This window comes from Stenotrophomonas sp. Ker107b, from assembly GCF_053847245.1.
This window is the reverse complement of sequence record NZ_JBSPHX010000001.1, coordinates 2,163,124-2,175,713: the sequence shown is the minus strand read 5'-3', so window position 1 is coordinate 2,175,713 and position 12,590 is coordinate 2,163,124. Positions and strand designations below refer to the sequence as shown.

The following is a 12,590-nucleotide window of genomic DNA, read 5'->3' as shown; positions in this document are numbered from 1 at the left end:
CCATGCGCATCGAGGATGAGCCGGCGTTCGTATTGCACGCCCGGGCCTGGCGGGAAACCAGCCTGCTGGTGGAGGTGCTGACCGAGCAGTACGGCCGCATCGGGGTGCTGGCGCGCGGCGTATCCAGCCCGCGCAGCCAAGCGCTGCGCGCTGCCCTGCAGCCGCTGCAGTGGATCCGCCTGACTGCCGTGCAGCGGGGCGAACTGGCCCAGCTGCGCGGTGCCGAGGCCTTGGACGCCGCGCCGCGGCTGACCGGCGAGGCGATGCTGGCCGGCTTCTATATCAACGAACTGATGATGCGGCTGGCGCCCCGCCAGGATCCGCTGCCCGAGCTGTACGACCATTACGCGCAGGTGCGTGCGCGGCTGCGCGATGGTGAACCGTTAGCGTGGACCCTGCGTCGTTTCGAGCGTGACCTGCTGGAAGCCTTGGGCTTCGGCTTCGACCTGCTGCACGGCAGCGATGAGGAGCCGGTCGACCCGGCGGCGCGCTATGAGCTGGATCCGCAGGAGGGGCCACGCCGGCTGCTCAGCGACCGCGGCGTGGATCAACGCCGGGGCACGGCCACCGGCAGCGCGCTGCTGGCGTTGGCCGCCGATGAAATGCCCGGTGCCGAGGATCTGGGCAGCCTGCGCCGGCCGATCCGCGCGGTGCTGATGCACCATCTGGGCGGGCGGGGGCTGAAATCCTGGGAAATGCTGGAGGACCTGGCCCGGCGGCGCACGTAGGCGCTGGCGGGCCGCGGCATCGTTGCGGGGTGACTTATGCGGCACCGGTGCTCCGGCTGCCGCCCCGTGCTCACTGCAGCAGGGCGTCGACCGCGACGCGGAAGCGGCTCTGCGCACCGGTCGACTCCGGCGCCTGGTGCAGCTGACGGACGGCCCGCGCCAGGCGTGCGGCGCCGACGAACCCGCAGCTGGCCTGCAGCCGATGCAACTGCCCGCGCAGGGCCCGCACATCGTCCTCGCGCAGGGCCTGGGCCACCGCATCGCGCACGCCGGGCAACTCGGCCAGGAACAGTTCGCGCAGCGCGAGCAGGTGGTGGCGCTGCCCATTCAGCGCAGCCAGGGCGGTGGTTTCATCCCAGTCCTGGCGCTCGCCCTCGGTCTCCTCGGACTCGGCAACGGGTGGGGCGGACAGGCTGCCCGCCGTATGCACCAGGGCGCGGCGGACGGCCTTGAGCAGATGCTCGCGGCTCAGCGGTTTGACCAGGGTTTCACTGAAGCCGGCATCGCGCAGGCGCGAATGGATCGAGGTATCGCCATCGGCGGTATGCGCCAGCGCCGGGGTGTCCGGCCGCGAGCGGCGCAGTTCCTGCAGCAGTTGGGTGCCATTGCCGTCGGGCAGGTTCACATCGATCAGCCACAGGTCGTGCTGGTTGCCGCGGGCGCGGTCCATGGCCGTGGCGAGGGAATCGGCGGTATCCACCTGCGCCGGCAGGGTTTCCAGCGCGGCCTTGAAGAAGCCGCGGCTGATGGTGTCGTCCTCGACGAGCAGGAATCGGGGCATGGGATCCCTCGGGGTCATCTGCATTTGGGCTGCCTCCATGTCAGCTGCCTCCATAGTAAACGCGAAGTCCCCGCCTGCAAGCGGTTTCAGCGGACGGCAAGTCAGTTGGCAGTTGGTATCTGCGACAATACGCACCCTTTTTGCCCGCAGCCTGTTGCCACGTGGCCCGAACCCGCTCCCGACTCGACCGTACCCCCTTCCAGACCGACATCCTCGACCTCAGCCATGACGGCCGTGGCGTTGCCCGCCGCGACGGCGAAGGCGGCAAGGTCACCTTCATCACCGGCGCGCTGCCGGGTGAAGTAGTGACCGCGGAGCCGACCGCGCGCAATCGTCATTTCGATGAAGCCCGGACCCTCGAGGTCGTACAGGCCTCGCCGCAGCGGGTGACCCCGCGCTGCCCGCATTTCGGCGTCTGCGCCGGCTGCGTGCTGCAGCACCTGGAGGAGTCGCAGCAGATCGTGGCCAAGCAACGGGTGCTGATCGACAACCTGACCCGGATCGGTCACGTCAGTCCCGGCACCGTGCTGCCGCCGCTGGTCGGTGACAGCTGGGGCTACCGCCGCAAAGGGCGCTTCTCGGTGCGCCGCGTCGAAAAGAAGGACAAGACCCTGGTCGGCTTCCGTGAGCAGGACCCGCGTTTCGTCGCGGACCTGAGCCAGTGCCTGACCGTCATCCCGGAAATCGGCATGAAGGTGGGCGTGCTGGCCGAGTTCATCGAAACCCTCGATGGCAAACGCGATATCCCCCAGATCGAATTCATCGCTGGCGATGACGCGATCATGCTGACCATCCGTCACATGCAGCCGCTCAGCGACGCTGACCGCGCCGCATGGACCGCCTTCGGCCAGGAACACGGCTTCGCGATCTCGCTGCAGCCCGGCGGCGTGGAGTCGGTCCACCCGCTGTGGCCGGCCGAGGTGCCGCTGTCGTTCAAGCTGGCACCGTGGGATGTCGAGCTGGCGTTCCGTCCGCTGGACTTCATCCAGGTCAACGCCAAGCTCAATGTGCAGATGATCGCCCACGCGCTGGCCCTGCTCGATGCCGGTCCGGACGAGCGCGTGCTGGATCTGTTCTGCGGGCTGGGCAACTTCACCCTGCCGCTGGCGCGCACCGTACGCAACGTGGTCGGTGTGGAAGGTGACGCCGGCCTGGTGGCGCGTGCGAAAGAGAACGCCGTGCGCAACGGGCTGGAGAATGCCGAATTCTACGCAGCGGACCTGACCCAGGACCAGCGCCAGACCCCGTGGATGCGCCAGGGCTTCGACAAGCTGCTGCTGGATCCGCCGCGCTCGGGCGCCATCGAAGTGCTGCAGCAGCTGCCGCTGAAGCAGTTCAAGCGGATCGTCTACGTGAGCTGCCATCCCGGCTCGCTGGCGCGCGACGCCGGCTACCTGGTCAACGAACAGGGCTTCACCCTGGTCTCGGCTGGCGCGATGGACATGTTCCCGCATACCGCGCACGTGGAAAGCATCGCGGTGTTCGAAAAGCGCTGACGGCGTTCGCGCTTACCGGCCGTTCCCCGGTGCGGCGTTCTGCCACTGGCCCTGTGCGTCGAACACATAGGTCTGCGGGTAGGTGCCGCGCTCGATGTCATCCCCCGCGGTGATATCGCAGCGGATGTCCGGCGACTGCGTGCTGTGCAGTTCGCAGTCGTCGACCGCAAGAATCTGCACGCGCTGCTGGAAGGCGCGCAGTTCGTCGCGGGCGGCGGCATCGGTGATGGATGCGGCACGATGACCGAGCTGTTCGATGAGCAGTTCGCGGACACGCTCGCGCGGGGGAACCGGCGCATCCACATCGGCCCGCTGCATCGCCCACCCCATACCCTGCGGAACGAAGCGCAGCATCCGGTAGCGGTTCTTGAGCCCGATCTCCATGCCGACCAGACACTCGTAGGCACCGGTGACCGTTGTGCTGGCAAAGCACGGCCCATGCTCGAACCCGCGCGGGGTGAACATCGACTGCAGCAGCAGATCCTGCGCGGAGGCCGCCGGCTTCTTCTCGGCCTCGATCATGGCCATGATCGCCGCTTCTATCTGCGCAGGTGCCGGTGGCGTCGCGGCGACCCCGGGCAGTGGCAGCAGGGTCAGCACCAGGGTGGGGAAGAGGGGTTTCATCGTGCGTCCAGGCAGGGCAGCCGACCAGTATAGAAGCCGGGCGTGGCCGCAGTGCCTTGATCGCCGCATACTGTGGGCATGGGCATTGAAATCGAACGCAAATACCTCGTTACCGGTGACGACTGGCGCACCGCCGCACACGCCGTCATCCCGATGGCGCAGGGTTATCTCAACGACACCGCCTCGCTGGACAGCGGCGCACAGAAGGCCTCGGTGCGCGTGCGCATCCAGGGTGGGCAGGCCTTCCTCAACATGAAATCGCGCGAGATCGGGCACACCCGGCAGGAGTTCGATTATCCGATTCCGGTGGAGGATGCGCGCGCGCTGCTGGCGCTGTGTGTCGGTGGGCTGATCGACAAGCGCCGACACCTGGTCGAGCACGACGGGCTGCTCTGGGAGGTGGACGAGTTCCTGGGCGAGAACGCCGGGCTGGTGGTGGCCGAAGTCGAGCTCGAGCATGCCGATCAGGCGATCACGCTGCCCGGCTGGGCCGGCGCTGAAGTCACCGACCAGGTCCGCTACTACAACCTGGCGCTGGCTGCGCATCCCTTCTCGCGCTGGTCCAGCGCTGAACGCGGCTGACCGGCAGACCTTGTAAACGCCTCGCAGCACCCACAATCTGGCCAGATGAAAATCGATATCTGGTCGGATGTGGTGTGCCCCTGGTGTTGGATCGGCAAGCACCGGTTCCAGCAGGGCCTGGCGCTGTTGGGTGAAGACGCCCCCGAGGTGGAGGTGCACTGGCACCCCTTCCTGCTGGATCCCGACGCGGGCACGACCCCCGTGCCGCTGCGCGAGGCCTACGTGGCCAAGTTCGGCAGCGCCGAGCGCACCCAGCAGATCCTGACCCAGACCCAGAGTGCCGCGCGCGCTGAAGGCCTGCCGATGGATTTCGACCAGGGCCAGGTCCGGGTCACCACGCTGCCCGCACATCGGTTGATGTGGCTGGCCGGGCGTGAAGGCGTCCAAGCGGCGGTCGGCGAAGCGCTGTTCCGCGCGCATTTCGTGGAGGGCCGCAATCTGGCCGACCCGCAGACCCTGATCGCCGCGGGCGCCACCGGCGGCCTCAGCGCCGAGCGCATCACGGCGTTGCTGGCCGGTGAGGAAGGGCTGGAGGAGATCCAGGCTCAGCTTGCCCAGGCGCAGGCACTGGGTATTCAGTCGGTGCCCACCTTTGTGATCAACGATCAGTACGCCATCCAGGGCGCCCAGCCGGCCGAGGCCTTCGCCCAGGCGTTGCGGCAGATCGCAGCGGAAGGCCCGCCCGCAGGGGCTGCCGGGCACGGTGATGGCTGCGGCCCGGACGGCTGCGAGGTCTGACGCTGCGCGCGGGTTCTGCGACAATGCGGCAGTGCGCCATGGTGGCGCCCCGTATTGGAGACACCTCATGCTCGTGATCGGCGTTGCCGGGACCGAACTCACCGCCCAGGAACGCGAGTGGCTGCAGCACGACGCCGTGGCCGGCGTCATCCTGTTCAAGCGCAATTTCGCCTCGCGCGAGCAGGTGGCCGAGCTGTCGGCGGCCATCCGCGCCGCCGCACCGCGCCCGCAGCTGATCTGCGTGGACCAGGAAGGCGGCCGCGTGCAGCGCTTCAGTGAGGGTTACAGCGCGCTGCCGCCGCTGCGGGGCTTCGACGCCCTGTATGCCACCGATCCCGAGGCTGCGCTGGCCCTGGCCGAGCAGCATGCCTGGCTGATGGCCAGCGAAGTGCGCGCCAGCGGTGTGGACCTCAGCTTCGCCCCGGTGGTCGATCTGGGTCGCGGCAACCTGGCCATCGGCGATCGCGCGTTCAGCGCGGACCCGCAGGTCGTCGCTGCATTCACCGCCGCCTATGTGCGCGGCATGCACAGCGTCGGCATGGCCGCCACGCTCAAGCATTTCCCCGGGCATGGCACCGTGCTGGAAGATACCCATTTCCACGATGCCAGCGACCCGCGTTCGCTCGATGAACTGCGCGCACTGGACCTGATCCCGTTCGCGGCCGGCATCACTGCCGGCGCCGATGCGGTGATGATGGCCCACGTGGTCTACCCGCAGGTCGCGCCGGAACCGGCCGGCTACTCGCCGCGCTGGATCCAGCAGATCCTGCGCGAGGAGATGGGCTTCCGCGGCGTGGTCTTCTCCGATGATATCGGCATGGCCGCCTCGTTCTCCGCCGGTGGCGTGAAGGCGCGCGTGGACGCGCATCTGGATGCCGGCTGCGACGTGGTGCTGGTCTGCCACCCCGAACTGGTGGAAGAATCACTGCGCGCGGTCGAAGGCCGCACCCTCAACACCGCTGCGCTGCTTGGCCTGATCGGCCGCGGCGCGCTGGGCTGGGACGGCCTGTTGGCCGATTCCCGCCATGGCACCACCCAATCCCGTTTGCTTGACACCCTTGGAAGAACCGTCTGATGCCCAACCTCACCATTTCCCAGGCCCTGGCCCAGGCCGACCTGCTGGTCGACCGTCCCACCATCGACAAGGCCATCGCTGGCATCGCCGACGCCATCGCGCGCGATTACAAGGGCGAGGTCCCGCTGTTCCTGTCGATCATGCACGGCGCGCTGCCGTTCGCCGGCCAGCTCGCGCTGGAACTGGGCGCACGCGGCCAGGACGTGCAGTTCGATTACCTGCACGCCACCCGTTACCGCGGTGAGACCACCGGCGGCGACCTGGTCTGGAAGCACAAGCCGGCCACCGCGCTGTTCGGCCGCCGCGTGCTGCTGGTCGATGACATCCTCGATGAGGGCTACACGCTGCAGGGCGTGCGTACCTGGTGCCTGGAGCAGGGCGCCACCGATGTGCGTATCGCCGCGCTGACGGTCAAGCTGCACGACCGCGCGCTGCCGGACGTCAAGGCCGACTACGCCGGCATCGATCTGCCGGACCGCTATGTGTTCGGTTTCGGCATGGACGTCAACGAGACGCTGCGCTGCGTGCCCGCCATCTACGCGATGAAGGAATGATGGAACACATTTCCCTGGCCGTCATCGGCGGCACCGGCGTCTACAAGCTGGCCCAGCTCGACGACGTGAGCAGCCACCAGGTCGAGACGCGGTACGGCACGCCGTCCGGTCCGATCCGCGTCGGCACGCTGCTCGGTCAGCGCGTAGCGTTTCTGGCGCGTCATGGCGAAGGCCATTCGCTGCCGCCGCACAAGATCAACTACCGCGCCAACCTCGCCGCGCTGCAGCAGATCGGTGCGCAGCGCGTGCTTGCGCTGAACACCGTCGGCGGCATCACCGAGCACTTCGGCCCGCGCGTGCTGGCCTGCCCGGACCAGTTGATCGATTACACCTGGGGCCGCATCTCCACCCTGTGCGAGGAACCGGGCACCGAGGTGCTGCACGTGGACTTCGGCCATCCGTACACGCCGATGCTGCGCAGCAAGGTGCTGGCCGCGGCGAAAGTCACCGGCGTGCGCCTGCAGGACGGCGGCTGCTACGGCGCCACCCAGGGCCCGCGACTGGAAACCAACGCGGAAATCGCGCGGATGCGTCGTGATGGCTGTGATCTGGTCGGCATGACCGGCATGCCCGAAGCGAGCCTGGCGCGTGAGCTTGGCCTGGACTATGCGTGCCTGGCGATTGTGGCCAATTGGGCCGCCGGCTGTGGCGATGGCGATGAAATCACGATGGCCGAAGTGCTGGCCAATGTGGACGCTGCCTCCTCCGGCCTGCCCGAATTGATCGGTGAATTGGCACGGGGGTGATTGTCATTCCGGTACAAGGTTTGCATACTCCGCCAGTGCGCTGGTTGAGCGTACACCACCCATTCATAGAAGAAGGTCTCGCATCACCATGCCGAACGGTACCGTCAAGTGGTTCAACGACGCCAAGGGATTTGGCTTTATCTCGCCGGAGGACGGCAGCGCCGACGTCTTCGCGCACTTCTCCGCGATCAACTCCAAGGGCTTCCGCAGTCTGCAGGAAGGCCAGAAGGTCACCTATGACGTGACCCAGGGCCCGAAGGGCGCCCAAGCCTCGAACATCGTGCCGGCTGAGTGATTTTTTCAGCTGCGCATTGAAAACCCCGCTTCGGCGGGGTTTTTTTTCATCAGTGAGTACGCGCATGTCTCCACGTCGCACCATCGCCATCGTCGGCTACGGCACCGCCGGGCAGGCGTTGTCGATCCTACTTTCACGTGATCATCACGACGTGCACGTGTTCGAGCGTGCCGCAACGCCCGGTCCGGTCGGCGCCGGGTTCCTGCTGCAGCCCAGCGGCCTGGACGTGCTTTGGCAGATGGGGCTGCTGCCCGATGTGCTGCGCCACGGCGCCAGCGTGCGTCGGCTGTACGGCGAGACGCCGTGCGGACGCGCGGTGATGGACATGCGTTATGCGCAGCTCGATGAGCGGTTGCATGGGGTGGGCATGCAACGGGGCGCGTTGTTCTCGCTGCTGGCCGAGGCGTGGGAGCAGCCCGGCAACCTGCAGGCCGGTACCGCCATCGTCGAGGTGGACACCGCGCAGGGGCGCGTGCGTGACGCAGACGGGCGCTGGCACGGGCCGTACGATCTGGTGATTGCTGCCGATGGTGCCGCGTCCTCGCTGCGCGCGCAGGTGCAGGGCACCTCGCTGGAGCGCGAATACCCGTGGGGCGCGCTGTGGTGCCTGCTGCCGCGCGGCGACTGGCCGCACGTGGATGAACTGCGGCAACGCTATGTGGCCGCGCGCAAGATGATCGGGCTGCTGCCGGTAGGGACCCGGCCGGGCAATGATGTGCCACAGCTGAGTTTCTTCTGGAGCCTGCCACGTGACCGCTTCGCACAGTGGGAGCGTGACGGCATGGCCCGCTGGCTCGACGAGATCGCCACGCTGTGGCCGCAGGCGCACGAGCGCCTGGCCGGCGTGACGGAACCGGGTCAGCTGGCCCGCGCCGGCTATCGCGATGCGGTGATGTCGCGCTGGCATCGCGAGCGGCTGGTGCTGGCCGGCGACGCCGCGCATGCGATGAGCCCGCAGCTGGGGCAGGGGGTGAACATGGCGCTGATGGACGCACTGGCCCTGCGTGACGCCCTGCGCACGCACGGGGTGTTGGAGGCGGCACTGCAGGCCTACGAGGGGCAACGGCGCGCGCACGTGGCGATCTACCAGTACTGGAGCCGATGGCTGACGCCGTTGTTCCAGTCCGATCATGATGGGCTGGCGCGTGCGCGCGATGTGCTGTTCCAGCCGATGGGGCGGGTGCCGGGTGGGCGCGGTCATATGTTGCGCGTGCTCAGTGGCACGCAGCGCGGTTGGCTGGGCCGCTTGCCGTTGTCGGCGGGTTTGCTGGCTGCATTGAACGACGCACACGCGCGTGATCGCATCAGCTGATAACCACGCGTAGCAGCGCATGCGCGGCGATGTGAAGGTGTGAATAACATTCATTGACGGTGGACTCACCGCCCGCATGGGACAACACTCAGGCAAACGCAGCAGGCGTGTGCGTGTTCGAAACGCGTCATGTTGCTTCCGCTGGTGCTCTGTCCGATTCCTGATCGCCAAGAGCAGCGCCACCACCCGGTGGTACTGTGGGGCTGCGTTTGCGACTCACGGTCCTTTGGACCGATCGCAACCCAAGGAGATTGAAATGCTGTTCTCGGCCGAAACTCTGGAAAGTGAAATCCGCAAACTTCGCGGACTACTGCAGATGCTGCATGAGGATCAGCCGGATGTGATGGAAGACGTGTTCGAATTCCATGTCACCAGCCTCATTACCCACGCCGCGCCGGAGCACCACCCGCGCATCCGTGCCGCCGCACACGACATGCTGACCGCGATCCAGCGGCAACCGGTGCGTCCCAATCCGAATGCACCGGATATCCGGCTGATGCCGGACCTGCTGGTCGCGTCGGCCGCCTGAGCAGGGTGGTGCATGCCGTTGCGCGCTGGCCAGGCTAGCGCGTCGGCAGTGCGATGGCCTGGTCTTCGACGCAGGCCACCAAGCGTTCTCCGGCGTCCATGACAGGCGCAATGCCTGCGGTGAATCGGGAGAACGCCGGCAGTATCGTCAGTCTCTCGCGCAACCAGAACGCCGGCCAGCGCCGCTGCATGCCCGGCAGGCGTGCGAGTGGATGCAGATGGCCACACAGCACGTGCAGCCCCGGATGCGGCTGTGGTGCATGACGGAGCAGAAAGGGGCCTTCCTGCACACGTTCGCCCAGCAAGTCGATACCCAGGTCTGCCTTGGGCAGCACGCGATCGTGATTGCCTTCAAGCGCGCCGATCCACAGGTCCGGATGCTGCTCGCGCCAGCCCTGCCACTGGCGGTACCACGCCGCGCGATGGGCTGCGCCATGCAGCACATCGCCCAGAATCCAGAGGTGGCGCACCTCGTGCTGCTGCACCAACCGGCCCAACTGCTCCAGATCATCCTGCGTGCCACCCCGGGGCAGCCCGATGCCTGCGCGCCGGAACAGATCGGCCTTGCCCAGATGCAGATCGGCGATCAACAAGCCGTGCCGCGCAGGCCAGTACATCGCACGCGCGCCCAGCAGGTGCACCGTTTCGCCGGCGAGGATGATCGGCAGCTCAGGCGCCATGACGTTTCTCCAGTTGCTGTGCCGCGCGCAGTACGCGGGTTTTCCAGTCTTCGTTGCTGAACTGACCGCGCAGCCGTTCGGCCCACAGCGGGAAGGACAGCGGCCCCAGGCTGGTCGGGTGCTGCAGGCTCAGGGTGCGTGCCTGGCAGGACGACAGCGTCGTGGCCAGACTGCCAAGATCAAGCTGATCGTGCAGCACTTCGTGTTCGGCCAGTGTCAGCAGAATGTGATCCGGATCGTGCTGGCGCAGCACGTCGTACAGAAGCCCGCTGGAGGCCTGCAGCTGACGCAGGCTGCGCGGGGTGCGTCCTGGCAACGCGGGCACCAGCATGCCGGACACGCGTGCGATGTCGCGGAACTGGCGTCGTGCGAGTTCGCCCAGGTTGAGGCTCTCGCGCAGATCCGTGAGCAGCCCCTCCGGATCGAGCAGCGCACGCAGGCGTGCCGCGTCAATCTCGACAGCGCGCGCGGGTGCCAGTACGAAGCCATAGTCATTGGCCGCATAGCCGAACGTGTTGGCCTGCAGCCGCGTCCAGCGCATCGCCATCAACGCGGCCAGCCCTTCATTGACCTGGCGCCCTGCGAAGGGATACACGAACACGAACTGGCCTTCGCGGCGGCGGACGTGTTCCACCAGCAGCCGATCCGGTGCGGGCAGTGCGGACAGGCGGGTCTGCAGCGACAACAATGGGGCCAGCCACTGCATCTCCGGGCTCTCGGGTGGGCTGGCCAGCACCGTTTCCATTTCATGCCCGAGCGCCTCCGACAGCGGCAGCCGACCACCTTGCCAGCGCGGCACCACCCCGTCGCCGCTGCGCGCCACGCGCACGTAGGCGGTCAGATTCTCCAGGCGCACCAGTTCCAGCAGACGGCCGGCGAACTGGAAGCGGTCGCCCGGGCGCAACCGGCTGAGGAACTGTTCCTCCACCGCGCCAAGCCGGCCCCCCCGCAGGAACTGCACCATGACGCTGCCATCGCTGGTGATGGTGCCGATCGACAGTCGATGCCGCAGCGCGACGCGACGGTCATGCACGCGATAGAGGCCATCGTCGTCGCGAACGACCTTGTGGAAGTCCGGGTACTGCGACAGCGCACGCCCCCCCTGCACGATGAACTCCAGCACGCCGTCCCAGTGCGCGTGGTCCAGTGCGGCGAAGGCATGCGTCCGCCGAACCTGCTCGAACAGCGCCTCGGGATCGAAACCATCGCCGAGCGCGCAGCTCACCGCATGCTGCGCCAATACATCCAGCGACAGCCGCAGCGGCCGGCGTGCTTCGATGTGCCCTTGCGCCAGCGCCCGACGTGCCGCCGCATACTCGACCAGCTCCAGCGCATGCGATGGCACACACACGATGTGTCCGGATTCGCCGGGGCGATGTCTGGCACGCCCTGCACGCTGCAGCAAACGTGCGATGCCCTTGGGGCTGCCGATCTGAAGCACCTGATCGACACTGGGGAAATCAACGCCCAGGTCCAGGCTGGAGGTGGCCACCACGCAGCGCAGCCGGCCCTCGCGCAGGCCTTCTTCGGCCGCGCGGCGCAACGCCGGGTCGAGCGAGCCGTGATGCAGCGCGAGCGTGTCCGGGTCTTCCGGCCACACCGCAGACAGCGCCTGATGCCAGAGCTCGGCGTGCGCACGGGTGTTGGTGAACAGCAGGCTGGTACGCACCGTCAGCAGTTTTTCCAGCACGCGCTGCAGCTGTGACAGGCCCAGATGGCCCGCCCACGGGAAGCGCTCGCCCTGCGCGGGCAGCAGCGTTTCCACGCTGACCGGGCGCGGCCGCGCGCCGGCCACCAGCGGGGCATCGGGCACATCGGGCAACAGCACCTCGCGCGCTTCGTCCAGATTGCCCAGCGTTGCAGACAGCCCCCAGACCTGCAGCGCGGGCAGGGCATCGCGCAGGCGGCGCAGATTCAACTGCAGCAGCACGCCGCGCTTGTTGCCCAGCAGTTCGTGCCACTCATCGACCACCACGCAGCGCAGGTGCTGCAGGCGCGCCATCGTGTCGGGATAGCTGAGCAACAGCGCCAGCGACTCCGGCGTGGTGACCAGCACATCGAGCCGGCCCTCTCGCGCCAGGCGCTTGTCGCGCGCGCTGGCATCGCCGGTCCGCAGGCCCACCTGCCAGTCCAACCCGAGGGCATCCAATGGCTCACGCAGCGCGCGTGCGGTGTCGGCGGCCAGCGCGCGCAGCGGGGTGATCCACAGCACCTGCAGGACGGGTACGGGGGTCTTCGCGCGGCCGCGAGTGGTCCGGGGCGGTGGATCGTTGAGTGCCTGCAGCAGTGGCCCACCGAACATCGCCAGCGTCTTGCCGCTGCCCGTCGGTGTATGCAACAGGCCGGACGCGCCGGCCAGGTAGTGCCGCCACATCGCTTTCTGGAAGGGCAGCGGTGCCCAGCCCCGGCTGGCGAACCACGCCGTCAGGCGGGCCATGGCCTCGCGTCGCG

14 protein-coding genes are annotated in these 12,590 nt (G+C 67.8%); 10 read left to right on the top strand and 4 right to left on the bottom strand.

All coding sequences use genetic code 11. From position 1 onward, the window contains the following. Positions 1 to 2 precede the first annotated feature (2 nt). A complete protein-coding gene (recO, locus tag ACWV8V_RS09890; RefSeq protein WP_259259535.1) occupies positions 3 to 728 on the top strand; it encodes a DNA repair protein RecO in 726 nt (241 codons plus the stop codon). A gap of 70 nt (positions 729 to 798) precedes the next feature. Here recO and ACWV8V_RS09885 read toward each other — a convergent pair whose 3' ends face one another. Beyond that, a complete protein-coding gene (locus ACWV8V_RS09885; protein WP_259259647.1) occupies positions 799 to 1,533 on the bottom strand; it encodes an Hpt domain-containing response regulator in 735 nt (244 codons plus the stop codon). 137 nt (positions 1,534 to 1,670) lie between these two features. Between ACWV8V_RS09885 and rlmD the strand changes: the two genes are divergently transcribed. After that, positions 1,671 to 3,005 (top strand): 23S rRNA (uracil(1939)-C(5))-methyltransferase RlmD, encoded by a 1,335-nt coding sequence (gene rlmD / locus ACWV8V_RS09880; RefSeq protein ID WP_259259536.1) that lies wholly within the window; start codon positions 1,671 to 1,673, stop codon positions 3,003 to 3,005. 12 nt (positions 3,006 to 3,017) lie between these two features. On the opposite strand, the gene ACWV8V_RS09875 is transcribed toward rlmD, so the two are convergent. Continuing rightward, positions 3,018 to 3,629: a hypothetical protein gene (locus ACWV8V_RS09875; RefSeq protein ID WP_455899570.1), complete on the bottom strand. Its 612-nt coding sequence runs from the start codon at positions 3,627 to 3,629 to the stop codon at positions 3,018 to 3,020. 78 nt (positions 3,630 to 3,707) lie between these two features. On the opposite strand from ACWV8V_RS09875, the gene ACWV8V_RS09870 reads away from it, so the two are divergent. From ACWV8V_RS09870 to ACWV8V_RS09835, 8 genes are all read left to right on the top strand, one after another. After that, positions 3,708 to 4,211 (top strand): CYTH domain-containing protein, encoded by a 504-nt coding sequence (locus ACWV8V_RS09870; RefSeq protein WP_259259538.1) that lies wholly within the window; start codon positions 3,708 to 3,710, stop codon positions 4,209 to 4,211. A gap of 45 nt (positions 4,212 to 4,256) precedes the next feature. Beyond that, positions 4,257 to 4,949: a DsbA family oxidoreductase gene (locus tag ACWV8V_RS09865; RefSeq protein WP_455899569.1), complete on the top strand. Its 693-nt coding sequence runs from the start codon at positions 4,257 to 4,259 to the stop codon at positions 4,947 to 4,949. 67 nt (positions 4,950 to 5,016) lie between these two features. Further along, positions 5,017 to 6,024, top strand: a complete 1,008-nt coding sequence (gene nagZ / locus ACWV8V_RS09860; protein WP_455899568.1) for a beta-N-acetylhexosaminidase — start codon at positions 5,017 to 5,019, stop codon at positions 6,022 to 6,024. Continuing rightward, positions 6,024 to 6,578: a hypoxanthine-guanine phosphoribosyltransferase gene (locus ACWV8V_RS09855; RefSeq protein WP_019183441.1), complete on the top strand. Its 555-nt coding sequence runs from the start codon at positions 6,024 to 6,026 to the stop codon at positions 6,576 to 6,578. The genes nagZ and ACWV8V_RS09855 overlap by 1 nt, the downstream gene beginning before the upstream one ends. After that, entirely contained in the window at positions 6,578 to 7,324 is a 747-nt protein-coding gene (locus ACWV8V_RS09850) for an S-methyl-5'-thioinosine phosphorylase (RefSeq protein ID WP_346489580.1), read from the top strand. Before ACWV8V_RS09855 ends, ACWV8V_RS09850 begins: the two co-directional genes overlap by 1 nt. 88 nt (positions 7,325 to 7,412) lie before the next feature. Next, positions 7,413 to 7,619 carry a transcription antiterminator/RNA stability regulator CspE gene (gene cspE, locus ACWV8V_RS09845; RefSeq protein WP_019183439.1) on the top strand — a complete coding sequence of 69 codons (207 nt, stop codon included), beginning with the start codon at positions 7,413 to 7,415 and terminating at the stop codon, positions 7,617 to 7,619. Positions 7,620 to 7,683: 64 nt separating this feature from the next. Beyond that, positions 7,684 to 8,931, top strand: a complete 1,248-nt coding sequence (locus ACWV8V_RS09840; RefSeq protein ID WP_455899567.1) for an FAD-dependent oxidoreductase — start codon at positions 7,684 to 7,686, stop codon at positions 8,929 to 8,931. A 256-nt stretch (positions 8,932 to 9,187) separates the two neighbouring features. Next, the gene (locus ACWV8V_RS09835; RefSeq protein WP_123730535.1) at positions 9,188 to 9,460 is read left to right on the top strand and encodes a hypothetical protein; all 273 of its coding nucleotides are present in this window, start codon (positions 9,188 to 9,190) and stop codon (positions 9,458 to 9,460) included. A gap of 34 nt (positions 9,461 to 9,494) precedes the next feature. On the opposite strand, the gene pdeM is transcribed toward ACWV8V_RS09835, so the two are convergent. Both pdeM and ACWV8V_RS09825 read right to left on the bottom strand, forming a co-directional pair. Further along, a complete protein-coding gene (gene pdeM / locus ACWV8V_RS09830; protein WP_259259542.1) occupies positions 9,495 to 10,139 on the bottom strand; it encodes a ligase-associated DNA damage response endonuclease PdeM in 645 nt (214 codons plus the stop codon). Continuing rightward, entirely contained in the window at positions 10,129 to 12,576 is a 2,448-nt protein-coding gene (locus tag ACWV8V_RS09825; RefSeq protein WP_455899566.1) for a ligase-associated DNA damage response DEXH box helicase, read from the bottom strand. The genes pdeM and ACWV8V_RS09825 overlap by 11 nt, the downstream gene beginning before the upstream one ends. Positions 12,577 to 12,590 lie beyond the last annotated feature (14 nt).

Bases quoted from the DNA above. Each gene is read 5' to 3' on its own strand.
- ACWV8V_RS09875 (WP_455899570.1), bottom strand. From the start codon at position 3,629: ATGAAACCCCTCTTCCCCACCCTGGTGCTGACCCTGCTGCCACTGCCC.
- ACWV8V_RS09825 (WP_455899566.1), bottom strand. From the start codon at position 12,576: ATGGCCCGCCTGACGGCGTGGTTCGCCAGCCGGGGCTGGGCACCGCTG.
- nagZ (WP_455899568.1), top strand. From the start codon at position 5,017: ATGCTCGTGATCGGCGTTGCCGGGACCGAACTCACCGCCCAGGAACGC.
- ACWV8V_RS09840 (WP_455899567.1), top strand. From the start codon at position 7,684: ATGTCTCCACGTCGCACCATCGCCATCGTCGGCTACGGCACCGCCGGG.
- ACWV8V_RS09855 (WP_019183441.1), top strand. From the start codon at position 6,024: ATGCCCAACCTCACCATTTCCCAGGCCCTGGCCCAGGCCGACCTGCTG.
- cspE (WP_019183439.1), top strand. From the start codon at position 7,413: ATGCCGAACGGTACCGTCAAGTGGTTCAACGACGCCAAGGGATTTGGC.
- ACWV8V_RS09850 (WP_346489580.1), top strand. From the start codon at position 6,578: ATGGAACACATTTCCCTGGCCGTCATCGGCGGCACCGGCGTCTACAAG.
- ACWV8V_RS09885 (WP_259259647.1), bottom strand. From the start codon at position 1,533: ATGCAGATGACCCCGAGGGATCCCATGCCCCGATTCCTGCTCGTCGAG.
- pdeM (WP_259259542.1), bottom strand. From the start codon at position 10,139: ATGGCGCCTGAGCTGCCGATCATCCTCGCCGGCGAAACGGTGCACCTG.
- ACWV8V_RS09865 (WP_455899569.1), top strand. From the start codon at position 4,257: ATGAAAATCGATATCTGGTCGGATGTGGTGTGCCCCTGGTGTTGGATC.
- ACWV8V_RS09835 (WP_123730535.1), top strand. From the start codon at position 9,188: ATGCTGTTCTCGGCCGAAACTCTGGAAAGTGAAATCCGCAAACTTCGC.
- ACWV8V_RS09870 (WP_259259538.1), top strand. From the start codon at position 3,708: ATGGGCATTGAAATCGAACGCAAATACCTCGTTACCGGTGACGACTGG.
- recO (WP_259259535.1), top strand. From the start codon at position 3: ATGCGCATCGAGGATGAGCCGGCGTTCGTATTGCACGCCCGGGCCTGG.